Origin of the sequence: Sinorhizobium sp. BJ1, from assembly GCF_002531555.1 — a bacterium.
GTDB classification, from domain to species: Bacteria; Pseudomonadota; Alphaproteobacteria; order Rhizobiales; family Rhizobiaceae; genus Sinorhizobium; species Sinorhizobium fredii_B.
This window is the reverse complement of sequence record NZ_NWTH01000026.1, coordinates 23,550-35,612: the sequence shown is the minus strand read 5'-3', so window position 1 is coordinate 35,612 and position 12,063 is coordinate 23,550. Positions and strand designations below refer to the sequence as shown.

The 12,063-nt window shown below is 61.3% G+C and carries 11 protein-coding genes; 1 reads left to right on the top strand and 10 read right to left on the bottom strand.

Annotated elements, in window-relative coordinates; genetic code table 11:
* Positions 1–252 precede the first annotated feature (252 nt).
* On the top strand, positions 253–1,542 hold the full coding sequence (gltA, locus tag CO676_RS25775; protein WP_014764247.1) for a citrate synthase: 1,290 nt from the start codon (positions 253–255) through the stop codon (positions 1,540–1,542).
* A 19-nt stretch (positions 1,543–1,561) separates the two neighbouring features.
* On the opposite strand, the gene lpxB is transcribed toward gltA, so the two are convergent.
* The 10 genes from lpxB to frr all read right to left on the bottom strand — a co-directional run bounded on the left by lpxB (position 1,562) and on the right by frr (position 12,028).
* Entirely contained in the window at positions 1,562–2,746 is a 1,185-nt protein-coding gene (gene lpxB, locus CO676_RS25770) for a lipid-A-disaccharide synthase (RefSeq protein WP_097523171.1), read from the bottom strand.
* Positions 2,743–3,624, bottom strand: a complete 882-nt coding sequence (locus tag CO676_RS25765) for an LpxI family protein (RefSeq protein WP_097523170.1) — start codon at positions 3,622–3,624, stop codon at positions 2,743–2,745. The genes lpxB and CO676_RS25765 overlap by 4 nt, the downstream gene beginning before the upstream one ends.
* A gap of 5 nt (positions 3,625–3,629) precedes the next feature.
* The gene (gene lpxA, locus CO676_RS25760; RefSeq protein ID WP_179875650.1) at positions 3,630–4,448 is read right to left on the bottom strand and encodes an acyl-ACP--UDP-N-acetylglucosamine O-acyltransferase; all 819 of its coding nucleotides are present in this window, start codon (positions 4,446–4,448) and stop codon (positions 3,630–3,632) included.
* On the bottom strand, positions 4,445–4,909 hold the full coding sequence (gene fabZ / locus CO676_RS25755; RefSeq protein ID WP_014764243.1) for a 3-hydroxyacyl-ACP dehydratase FabZ: 465 nt from the start codon (positions 4,907–4,909) through the stop codon (positions 4,445–4,447). Before fabZ ends, lpxA begins: the two co-directional genes overlap by 4 nt.
* A complete protein-coding gene (lpxD, locus tag CO676_RS25750; RefSeq protein ID WP_097523168.1) occupies positions 4,902–5,966 on the bottom strand; it encodes a UDP-3-O-(3-hydroxymyristoyl)glucosamine N-acyltransferase in 1,065 nt (354 codons plus the stop codon). The genes fabZ and lpxD overlap by 8 nt, the downstream gene beginning before the upstream one ends.
* A gap of 43 nt (positions 5,967–6,009) precedes the next feature.
* Positions 6,010–8,343 (bottom strand): outer membrane protein assembly factor BamA, encoded by a 2,334-nt coding sequence (bamA, locus tag CO676_RS25745; protein ID WP_014764241.1) that lies wholly within the window; start codon positions 8,341–8,343, stop codon positions 6,010–6,012.
* 250 nt (positions 8,344–8,593) lie between these two features.
* On the bottom strand, positions 8,594–9,718 hold the full coding sequence (gene rseP, locus CO676_RS25740) for an RIP metalloprotease RseP (RefSeq protein ID WP_014764240.1): 1,125 nt from the start codon (positions 9,716–9,718) through the stop codon (positions 8,594–8,596).
* A 137-nt stretch (positions 9,719–9,855) separates the two neighbouring features.
* On the bottom strand, positions 9,856–10,689 hold the full coding sequence (locus tag CO676_RS25735) for a phosphatidate cytidylyltransferase (RefSeq protein WP_097523167.1): 834 nt from the start codon (positions 10,687–10,689) through the stop codon (positions 9,856–9,858).
* The gene (locus CO676_RS25730; RefSeq protein WP_097523166.1) at positions 10,689–11,432 is read right to left on the bottom strand and encodes an isoprenyl transferase; all 744 of its coding nucleotides are present in this window, start codon (positions 11,430–11,432) and stop codon (positions 10,689–10,691) included. Before CO676_RS25730 ends, CO676_RS25735 begins: the two co-directional genes overlap by 1 nt.
* Positions 11,433–11,467: 35 nt before the next feature.
* Positions 11,468–12,028, bottom strand: coding sequence for a ribosome recycling factor (gene frr / locus CO676_RS25725; protein WP_097523165.1), 561 nt, complete (start codon positions 12,026–12,028; stop codon positions 11,468–11,470).
* Positions 12,029–12,063 lie beyond the last annotated feature (35 nt).

The following is a 12,063-nucleotide window of genomic DNA, read 5'->3' as shown; positions in this document are numbered from 1 at the left end:
TCGGAAGACTAGCTGCCGAAAAAATAGGCAGAACTTCGAGGATAAGGCTGCCCCGCCAGATTAGCGATCATTGATCTTTGCGGATATATTGCCATAGCATACGATTGTTGCGCCGCCATATGCACATTTTCGCATCGCACAATTTGCCTTTCGTACAGCTTGGCAGTCGAAAGTAAATCATATAGCAAAATCGCAACGCTTAATTTGGTGGCACTGGACGACGTGCCACAGCGCCACTAGACGGAGGGCCCCATGTCAGGAACAAACGCGACGATCTCTATCGATGGAAAAACAGCGGACCTCCCGGTACGATCGGGCTCCATCGGTCCGGACGTGGTCGACATCGGCTCGCTCTACAAGCAGACCAAGATGTTCACCTACGATCCTGGCTTCACGTCGACGGCATCGTGTGAATCCAAGATCACCTATATCGACGGCGACGAGGGCGTATTGCTGCACCGTGGCTACCCGATCGAGCAGCTTGCCGATCACGGTGACTTCCTCGAAGTCTGCTATCTTCTGCTTTACGGCGAGCTGCCGACCAAGGCGCAGAAGGACGACTTCGACTATCGCGTGACGCATCACACCATGATTCACGAGCAGATGTCGCGGTTCTTCACCGGCTTCCGTCGCGACGCCCACCCGATGGCCGTCATGTGCGGCTGCGTCGGGGCGCTGTCGGCCTTCTATCATGACTCGACCGACATCACTGACCCGCATCAGCGCATGGTCGCCTCGCTGCGCATGATCGCCAAGATGCCGACGATTGCGGCAATGGCCTACAAGTACCATATCGGCCAGCCCTTCATTTATCCGAAGAACGACCTCGACTACGCCTCGAACTTCCTGCGCATGTGCTTTGCCGTGCCCTGCGAGGACTATGTCGTCAATCCGGTCCTGTCGCGCGCGATGGATCGCATCTTCATCCTGCACGCCGACCATGAGCAGAACGCCTCGACCTCGACCGTTCGCCTTGCCGGCTCGTCGGGCGCCAATCCGTTCGCCTGTATCGCTGCCGGCATTGCCTGCCTGTGGGGTCCCGCTCACGGCGGCGCCAACGAGGCGGCCCTCAACATGCTCGCCGAGATCGGCAGCGTCGATCGCATTCCGGAATTTATCACCAGGGCCAAGGACAAGAACGACCCGTTCCGCCTGATGGGCTTCGGTCACCGCGTCTACAAGAACTATGATCCGCGTGCGAAGATCATGCAGAAGACGACGCATGAGGTGCTGGCCGAACTCGGTCACAAGGACGACCCGCTCCTCGAAGTAGCGATGGAGCTCGAGCGCATCGCACTGACGGACGAGTACTTCATTGAGAAGAAGCTCTACCCGAACATCGACTTCTATTCCGGTATTACGCTGAAGGCGCTGGGCTTCCCCACCACGATGTTCACCGTTCTCTTCGCGCTTGCCCGCACGGTCGGCTGGATCGCCCAGTGGAACGAGATGATCGAGGATCCGGAACAGCGCATCGGTCGGCCGCGCCAGCTGTATGTCGGCGCACCGCTGCGCGATTACGTGCCGCTCTCCAAGCGCTGATCGCAGCGAAAAAGCCCGGTCAGGAATGGCCGGGCTTTTTGCTTTGGAGATAGCCGAGAACGATCTCAGCCGCTTCTTCGCCCGGCGGACGCTCTGTCGTCATGCGCTGTTGCACGATCGCGAAGCCATCGAGCATGGCGGCGCGCTGCGGCGTTTCGACCGACAGCCTCTCGAACCAACGAACCAGCGTCCCTGGCCGAATGGCCTTGTTGAAATATTCGGGAACGACCGGAAAATCGGCGATGAGGTTCGGCAGTGCCGCCGTCCAGATGCGGATCTTTTCGTGGAGAAGCGTGACGAGCCAGTCCGCCCGATAGGTCGAAACAACCGGAACGCCTGCCAGGGCCAATTCGAGAATCACCGTGCCCGACGCGGCAATCGCCGCGTCCGCCTCACTGAAGGCACGCCACTTCATCTCCGAATCAACGGTTATCTCCGGCTGGACCTTCCAGGATGTCGTCAATTCGCGCACGCGCCGTTCCTGGCGTGGCACGGTCGGCAACAGGAAACGCGTGCCGGGGTTGCGTGCCGCAATTTCCAAAACGACTTCACCGAACATCGGCAGCAGGCGGCTGACCTCGCCGGCACGCGAGCCAGGGAGCAGCAGACAGGTCTTGGTTTCGTCCCCCGGATTCATCTGCTGTCTCCGACGCCGGTGTTCCCGAACCGCGAGCAGGTTGGCGTCCGACGCCAGCCGGTGGCCGACATAGGTGGTCGGCGGACCGCCGAGCTTCGCCATCACCTCTGGCTCGAAGGGCAGGACGGCAAGTACATGATCGACATAGCCGAGCATCCGCGGCGCCCGCTCCGGCTTCCAGGCCCAGACGCTCGGACAGACATAGTCGATGATCGGCATGTTCGGCAGGGCGGCGCGCACCTGCCGGGCGACGCGATGGGTAAAATCGGGGCTATCGATAATCACGAGGGCATCCGGACACGTCGCCACGATGGCTCGAGCCGTCTGCCGGATGCGCATGAGCAGCTTCGGCAGGCGCGCCAGGACCTGCGAGAAGCCCATGATCGACAGTTCGGAATAATCGAACAGGGAGACGAGGCCCTCGGCCTCCAGCGCATCGCCACCGACGCCGACGAGTTCAATCGGCCCGTCGACCCGTGCCTGCAGCGCACGCACCAGATCGGCGCCGAGCAGGTCTCCGGAAACCTCCCCGGCGATGATCGCCAGCCGGTACGTCTGCTCTGTCATCGCGGCCGCTCCCGAGCATTCCGCTCGATCCCCAGAACAAAGAGTCCGCATCCATTCGCCGTCTCGATTACCGTCGACCGTTCGAGGACGAGTGCGCGCCCCGCCTCGACCGCTATGCCGGCGAGCCCCGCCGCCGCGGCACCCGCCACGGTCGAAGGCCCGATCGACGGCAGATCTGCGCGCTCGTCCTGTTGCGGCTTGCAGAGCTTGACAAGAACCCCGCGACGACGGCTCGATACGCGGCCATCCGCCTTCAATTCGGCGACCCGCGCCAGCATTGCGTCCGTTCCCTCGGCGCCCTCAAGCGCCACCACTCTGCCCCCGACCGCGACTGCCCCCTGCCCGATATCTAGCGCCCCCAGCGCGTCGGCGGCAGCAATGCCCGCCTCGACGTCGCGTCGATCCTCATCCGTCGGCGCATGCTCTCCAACAGGACCTGCATCCGCAAGCAGGTCGGGAACAACTTCGTGAGCGCCGATCACTCGGGCGCCGCTTGCTTCGATAAGCTCCATGGCCATGCGCAAGACGGCATCGTCGCCGCCTGAGACCAGCGTCCGCAGGACGCTCGGTACTTTTGCAAGCGTTCTCAGTGTCGGACGAATGTCACGCCAATCCGGCCGCCGACGAACTGCGCCGGAAAGCACGACTCGATCAATCCCCTCCGTCGCGAACGTTCGGCTGATCGCCGCGAAATCGCCAATGGCCAGAGTGGAGTGGTCGAATCCACTCCAGTCGGCATCGGCCTCCCGCGAAAGCGCAATGATGAACGGATCTTCCCCCTGTCTGCGGGCCGCCTCTGCGACGTGGTGGGGAAGCGCGCCGGCGCCGGCGATAATGGCAAGCCTGCCGCCGGTAGCCGGCAGGCGCGGAGCGGCCATGGGCCTCAACCCTTACCGCCGCGATTGGGCGACGACAGCGCGCGGTCGCTTTCCGCGGCAATGAAATCGAGAATCTCCAATGCCGGCGGGCAGTCGAGATATTCGTTGCGGATCGCAGCCGCGTTGGCACGGATCGATTCCGGGCCCTCGAAAATCTGTTTGTAGCAGCGACGCACCGCGTGGATGACCTGACGATCGATGCCGGCGCGCGTCATGCCGACGACATTGAGACCGCTCAGCACGCCGGGATTGCCGTTCAGCATGCCATAGGGAATGACGTCGTAGCTGACAGCCGACAGTCCGCCGATGAAGGCATTCTTGCCGACGCGGGTGAACTGATGAACGGCCGAGCCGCCGCCGAGAATAGCGCGGTCCTCGACGGTCACATGACCGGCAAGCATCACGTTGTTCGACAGGATGATATTGTTTCCGAGCTGGCAATCATGCGCCACATGCGAATAGGCGAGAAACAGATTGTTGTCGCCGACGATGGTCGCCCCGCCATGTTCGACAGTGCCGGTATTCATCGTCACGCCTTCGCGGATCGTGCATTTCTCACCGATCACAAGCGTCGTGTCGACGGCGCTGTGATGCACGCTTTGAGAATCGCCGCCTATCACCGCGCCAGGGAAGATCTTCGTTCCCTTGCCGATCGTCGTGCGCCCGATCACGACCACATGGCTCAGGAGTTCAATGTCGTCGCCCAGAACGACATTCGGCCCGATGTGGCAGAACGGGCCGACCTTGACGTTCTCGCCGATCGCCGCGCCCTCTTCGACAACCGACGCCGGGTGGACCTTGGCACTTGATGCAATCATTTTCAGGCATCTTCCTTGCTGACAATCATCGCGCCGATATCAGCTTCCGCGACAAGTTGCCCGTCAACTTTCGCGTCGCAGTGAAATTTCCAGATATTGCCCCGCTGCTTCTGCTTCGTGACGTGGAACTCGACCCGATCGCCTGGCACCACGGGCTTGCGGAACCGCGCGTTGTCTATCGTCATGAAGTAGACGAGGTTGCTGCCGATGCCCGACTTGCGTGCACAGATGGCGCCCGCCGTCTGGGCCATGCCCTCGATCAGCAGCACGCCCGGCATGATCGGCTTTTCCGGGAAATGGCCGGTGAAATGCGGCTCGTTCGCCGTCACGTTCTTGATGCCGATCGCCGAATTGTCGGCATCGATCTCGATGATCCGGTCGACGAGCAGGAACGGATAGCGGTGAGGAAGAAGTCTGAGTATCTCTTGAAGATCCGCCGTACCGAGAACTGTCGCAGCGTCATTCATCCTTGCCACCCTTTTTCTTATGCCTTTCGCTCGATCGCAGGGCGATTTCCGCGATCTCCCGCAGGAAGTCCCTCATCGGCCGCGCCGGAATTCCGCCGTATCGCTCGCCCGCAGGCACATCGCTCGCCACACCGCTCATCGCGGCGATCTGCGCTCCATCTCCAATCGTGGTATGTCCGTTGACGCCGGCATTGCCGCCGATCATCACGCCATCGCCGATGCGCGCGCTGCCGGCGATGCCGACCTGGCTGACGATGCCGCAATAGCGGCCGATGCGGACGTTGTGACCGATCTGGACGAGATTGTCGATCTTCGTGCCTTCGCCGATCACCGTATCGTCCATCGTGCCACGATCGACCGTCGTATTGGCACCAATTTCCACATGATCCTGGATGATCACGCGGCCGACCTGAACGATCTTGATCATTCCGCCCTTGGGCCCAGGCGCATAGCCAAAGCCGTCCTGGCCGATGCGCGCGCCCGGATGAATGATCACATTGTTGCCGATCAGCGCACACAGGATGCTGGCGCCAGCCGAGATCGTGCAGTCCCTGCCGATCCGAACTTGCGGCCCGATGACCGCACCGGCGGCGATCCGCGTGCCGCTGCCGATCTCGGCACCTGCGCCGACGACCGCCGTCGGCTCCACCTCGACCCCAGGCTCGAGACGGGCCGTCGGGTCGACAAAGGCTCCGGGCGCTATGCCCCGCCCGCTCGTGTTGTACGATGGACGCAACGCCTCCTCATGCAGCAACGCGCCGGCGAGCGCGAATGCGGTATGCGGCTTCTGGGTCAGGAGAACGGGAATATGACTTGGAACGATCGATGCGATCGCCTTGTCGCAGATGATCGCGGAGGCTTGGCAGGTCTCCAACTCATCCCGGCTCTTGCGCGACAGCATGTAGCAAACGTCGCCGGGCTTGGCGCGATAGACCGGCGCCACCGTGCGGATGGCATGATCGGCCACGCTGGCGTCAGTGAGTTCCGCCCCAATCCGATGCGCGAGGTCACCCAGACGAATCCCTTGATGGGGCGGAAAAAACCAGTTCTGTTCCATGGACACTCCAGAACGATTTATTGGCAGTTCTGGACTGCACTTATCAGAACGACGAGTTGATACCAAACTTGAAGTTCTGGATCTCGTCGAAGTCTTCCTTCGCAACCGGCACTGCGTAATCGACGCGAAGCGGACCGAACGGCGAAGCCCAGATCAGGCTGACACCGACGGAAGCGCGCAAGGAGGCGTCAGTACCGCGGGCGAATTCGCCCGCTCCGGTCAGCGCTACGTCGTTGCCATACAGCGTGCCCGCATCAACGAAGAAGGCACCGCGGAAGCCGCTGTCACGCGGAATGCCTGGCAGCGGGAACGACGCCTCGGCCGAGGCGGTGAAATAGGTCGTGCCGCCCAGCGCATCGCCATTGTTGGCGCGCGGACCGATACCGTTGCGCTCGAAGCCGCGAATGTCGTTGCTGCCCAGTTGGAACTGGTCGAAGACTTCCATCGAACCCGAGGTCTTGAACAGGTGCCCGGCGCTACCGGCGAGCGAGGCAATGATGTCCGCTTCGTCGTTCACCGTGTAATACCACTTGGCCTTACCTGTAAGCTTGTAGAAATCGGACGTGCCGCCAAGGCCGGCGAACTCCTGCGTCACCGATGCGAGGATACCCTCGTGCGGCAGTTGCGCGTCATCCAGCGTGTTGTAGGTGACTGACTGCGATACGGACGAACGCGTCCAGGGGCTGCCGTCGATCACGCGGTCGTAAGGCGACGACAGTTCGTCCTGATCGCCGAAATATTCAAGCTCTGTGTAGTTGTAACGCAGCGTCGTCGACAGGTTCTCGGTGATCGGCGCCGTAACGCGCAGGCTGAAGCCCTGGTCGTTGTAGCTGTAGTGATCGTCGTCGTAGTCGTGCTCGTTCTTGAAGAGGTCGAAGCCCGCAGCCAGTCGGTAGCCGAGGAAATACGGTTCCGTGAACGAGACATTGTAGGTCTGGCTGTCTTCGCCCTTGCCGGCGGCCAAGCGGATATATTGACCGCGACCAAGGAAATTCTTTTCCTCGATCGAGGCCTCGACGAGGAAGCCGCCGCCGCTGCCGGCCGCATAGCCGGCGCCGATGCCGAACGAGCCCGTCGACTGGTCCTGCACGTCGACAACGACGACGACGCGGTCAGCCGCGCTGCCCGGCTCGGTCGTGATGTTGACTGTCGAGAAATAACCGAGGGCTTCAAGCCGGCGCTTGGCGCGCGCGATCATTTCCTGGTTGAAGGCGTCGCCTTCGCCGACATCGAATTCGCGACGAATGACATAATCGCGCGTGCGGGTATTGCCGCGGATCTCGATGCGCTCGACATAGGCACGCTCGCCCTGGTCGACGAGATAGTCGACGGCGATCGTGTGGTTGGCGAGGTCGCGGTTGCCGCGCGGCGTCACGCGGGCGAAGGGATAGCCCGCCGAGGCGACACGCTTGGAGATCGCGCTCATCGTGTCCTGGATGTCCTTGGCCTTGTAGACCGAACCTTGATGGCTCTGAACGAGGCCCTTCAACTCCTCGGCATTGACGCCTTCGACGGTCGATTCGACATTGATCGCGCCGAAGTCGTAGCGCGGCCCTTCCTCGACGGTGATCGTCACCGTGTATTCGTTGGACGCCTCGTTGAGCGTCGCTTCGGACGAAATGATACGGAAGTCGGCAAAGCCGCGATTGTAGTAGAACTGGCGGAGCAGTTCTTCGTCGGCGCGGAGCTTATCGGGGTTGTAGACGTCCTTGCGTGTCAGGAACGAAAAGATTCCGGACTCCTTGGTCGCAATCACCGACTGCAGGCGACCGTCACTGTAGGCCTCGTTGCCTACGAAATTGATCTGCGTGATCTTCGTGCGCTCGCCTTCGTTGATGACGAAGGCGAGGTTGACGCGGCCTTCGGCGATCGGAACGACCTGCGTCGTCACGGTGACGTCGCTGCGGCCGATGGCGGCATAGGCATCCTTGATGGCCTGGATATCGGTCTCGACCGTTGCTTCGCTGTAGGGACCGAGCGGCTGCGTGCGGACGACACCCTGGAGCTTATCGTCCTTGATCTTGCGGTTACCGTTGAAGACGACCTGGTTGACGAGCTGATTCTCGCTGACGTTCACGACGAGCGTGCCGCCGGATACGCTGATGCTGACATCGGAGAAATAGCCGGTTGCATAAAGGCGCTTCACCGAAGCGTCGATATCCGCGTTGCTGAAGGTCCTGCCGGGGACAATAGTTATGTTCGCGCGAACGGTTTCCGGGCTGACACGCGTGGCACCACGCACTTCAACACGGTTGATGACCGCGGCTTGTGCGACCGACGCGCTCGCAACCAGCGCCGCACCGGTTCCTGTCGCAACCATGCTTGCCGACAGCGCAAACGCCGACACCGCGTTCAAAAACCTTGAACCAGCTTTCATTGCAATTCTTACCTTTTTCCAACGTCCCGCGGCAATTTCGTACCGACTCCGGTCACGGTTGCCGTTTTACCCGCTTTTCCCATACAAGCAAGCCAGCTCGTTAATTTCTGTTTACTTCAATTCGAACCGTGGCTTAACAGCCACTACGGCGTTGCGTTATCGTAAACAAATCGTTGCAAAGCAAGCTTGTGAAACTCGCTCGTTCACAGCTTTCCTGAAAGTTCGGATCCCCTCATTCGCGCCCGCAATGCTAACCGAACAGCCAGTTGATGTCGTTCCAGGCGGCAAAGACGGTGAGCATCAGCACCATGGCAAAGCCGATCCGGAACGCGAGCTCCTGGGCCGCCGGGCCGACCGGTTTGCCGCGCAGCGCCTCGACCGCATAGAACATGAGATGGCCGCCATCAAGAACCGGAACCGGCATGAGGTTAAGCAATCCTATCGAAACCGAGAGGACCGCGGCAAAGTTGAGCACTTCGGCAATGCCGAGTTTTGCCATCTGTCCGGACATTTGTGCGATGCGGATCGGTCCGCCCACCTGGTCGGCGTTCATCCGGCCGACGAACAAATTCGATAAATAATCGAACGTACCGGTGACGATCCGCCAGCTCTGCAACGCCCCCTGCCCGACCGCCTCGAGGGGACCATAGGTCTCGACGCGGAAATTGCCGGCCTCTTGATTCGTACCGATGCCGATCTTTCCTTCCTCGACCTTGTTGCCGAGCGGGTCGACCGATTCGGTGCGTTGCGGCACCATGTCGAGGTCGACGACCGCGCCGGCACGATCGATACGCACCTTGATCGGCAATTCCGGGCGAACACTGACGTAACGGCGAACGTCGTCGAAGGTGGCGATCCGCTTGCCGTCGATCGAAATCAACCTGTCGCCCGGCAGGACGCCGGCCTTTTCGGCTGCACTGCCAGGTGCCACGAATGCCACCACCGGATCGGCGACGGCCCGGCCGTAGATCGAAAAGAGGACGGCAAAGATCGCAATCGCCAGGAGAAAGTTGGCGATCGGCCCGGCCGCGACAGTTGCCGCCCGCTTCCACAGCTTGGCGCCGAGGAAGGTCCGGGCGCGCTCTTCCGGTTTTATCGTTTCCAGCCGCCGGTAGTCGGGCGTGCTTGCCGCATCCTCGTCGCCGAAGAACTTCACATAGCCGCCAAGCGGAATTGCACAGAACTTCCATCTCGTTCCGAGGCGATCCGTCCAGCCGAAGAGTTCCGGGCCGAAGCCGACGGAGAAGGCGACGATGCGAATGCCGGACCAGCGACCTACGAGGTAGTGCCCCATTTCATGGACGAAGACCAGCAGTGTCAGGAGGAACAGGAAGGTGGGAATGGTGTATTGCAGATTGTCAAGCAGAAGGCTCATATCGATTCCTATCGCATCCGCTGTTGTCGCCGCCGTCAGACTTCGGATTGCCGCGCGATCTTACGCTGATTTCTAGTGGTGTTTAAGAAACTATGCAGCAGCCCCGGATGTGATGACAAAAGCGTGAGGCTTCCTGGTTACAGTCCCAACAGGACGGAAGCGAAGTTCTCGTTCCTTCCGCCACCAAGCAGGAGCTGAACCAGGACCAGAAGCAGCGCCGCGACACTGGCGAAAATCAACCCGTCAACTCGGTCCATGACGCCGCCGTGTCCAGGGATCAGTCGGCCGGAATCCTTGACGCCGAAGCGGCGCTTCACGAAGGATTCGAAAAGGTCCCCGATCTGGCTGGCAACAGAGAGCAACAGCGCCACGACCGGGAGACGCACCTCGTCGAGCGAGAAATGCGCCATGAAGACTGCGACGCCCGCGAGAACACCGCAAACCGCGCCACCGATCGCCCCCGACCAAGTCTTGCCGGGCGAAATCGCAGGGGCCAGTTTCGGACCGCCGACCGCCCGCCCGACGAAATAGGCGAAGATATCCGTTCCCCAGACGACGGCGAACACGAAGAGCATGGCAATGAGGCCCAGGTAATCCGCACCACGGATGGCCGCCAGCGATATGCTCGTCAGTCCGGCATAGGCGACACCAGCCGGCAGCCACCAACTCGTCTTCTTGAGCAACACCCAGAGACCCGAAAGGACCAAGCTGCCGCCGAGCACCGGCAGGCTGTAGGGCATGTAGTCCATCAGCACCAGGGCGGCGATGACGACCTGCGCAAGCCAGCCCACGGCATTGCCCTGGAAATCCCGCTCGGCAAGCTTCGTGATCATCGACCATTCGTAGTAGACGAGCAGGCCGATTGCGACAGACAGAAGCTGGAAGGCGAAGCCGCCCGCCCAGGTGGCGCCGAGTGTTATCGCCGCGAGCACGAGGCCCGATGCAATGCGCAGCTTGAGTTCTCTCTGCATCAGGACCCGACCGCCAGAGTCGGTTGCGGCAGCCCGCCGAATCGGCGTTCGCGGGAGGCGTATTTCTCGATGGCGGCGATGAATGTATCGCGCGTGAAGTCCGGCCAAAGTTCGGGAATGAACAGCAATTCGGAATAGGCCCCCTGCCAAAGCAGAAAGTTGGAAAGGCGCTCCTCGCCGCTCGTTCGAAGAATGAGATCCGGGTCGGGTATGCCTGCGGTGTCGAGCGTCGCCGCGATCCGGCCGGCGGTAATATCGTCCGGACGAAGGCGGCCGGCGGCCACCTCTTCTGCGAGACGCCGCATCGCTCTCGCCAGTTCGTCGCGTGCGCCGTAGTTGAAGGCGATCACCAATGTGATCCCGGTGTTGCCGCTCGTCGTCTCCTCGGCCTCGATCAAGAGCGGCAGGATGTCGCCGCTCAAATTAGCGCGATCGCCGATGACGCGGATACGGACGTTCTCGCGATGAAGATCCGCGAGATCCCGCCGAATAAACGCCTTGAGCAAGCCCATGAGGTCGCTGACCTCGTCTTCCGGCCTGCTCCAGTTCTCCGAGGAAAACGCGAAGAGCGTCAGATAGCGGATGCCGAGCTCGGCAGCCGTCTTGACCGCACCGCGTACGGCCTCGACGCCCTTGCGGTGGCCCATCGTCCGGGGCAATCCACGCGCGTTCGCCCAACGACCGTTGCCGTCCATGATGATGGCGACGTGAGCCGGCACGTTTGTGGAAACGAATTCTTGCATGGGCCGTCCGAAACTAGAGACTCGATTTTCCGCGGTCAGACCTGCATGATTTCCTTTTCCTTCTCCGCGAGCAAGCGGTCGATTTCGGAAATCACTTCGTCGGTCATCTTTTGCACCCGCTCGGACTGAGCGCGGCTCTCGTCCTGGCTGATCTCGCCATCCTTTTCGGCTTTTTTCAGACCGTCCATGCCATCGCGCCGGACGTGACGCGCCGCGACTTTGCTCTTCTCTGCATAGTCGTGCGCGACCTTGACCAGGGATTTGCGCCGCTCCTCGTTCAGTTCCGGCAGCGGAATGCGCAGATTCTGCCCATCGATGATCGGGTTGAGACCAAGATTGGACTCCCGTATCGCCCGATCGACAGCACCGACCATGGACTTGTCCCAGACGGAAACCGAGAGCATCCGCGACTCCGGTACCGTGATGTTCGCGACCTGGTTTAGCGGCATGCGCGAACCGTAGGCTTCGACAGTCACCGGATCGAGAACGTTCGCGGATGCGCGGCCGGTGCGCAGCGACGCGATGTCGTGCTTGAATGCGGCGATCGCTCCGTCCATGCGGCGCTTCAATTCCTTCAGATCCACACCTTCACTCATGGTTCAGACTCCCATTCTTCATCTCGAGGGCCGTT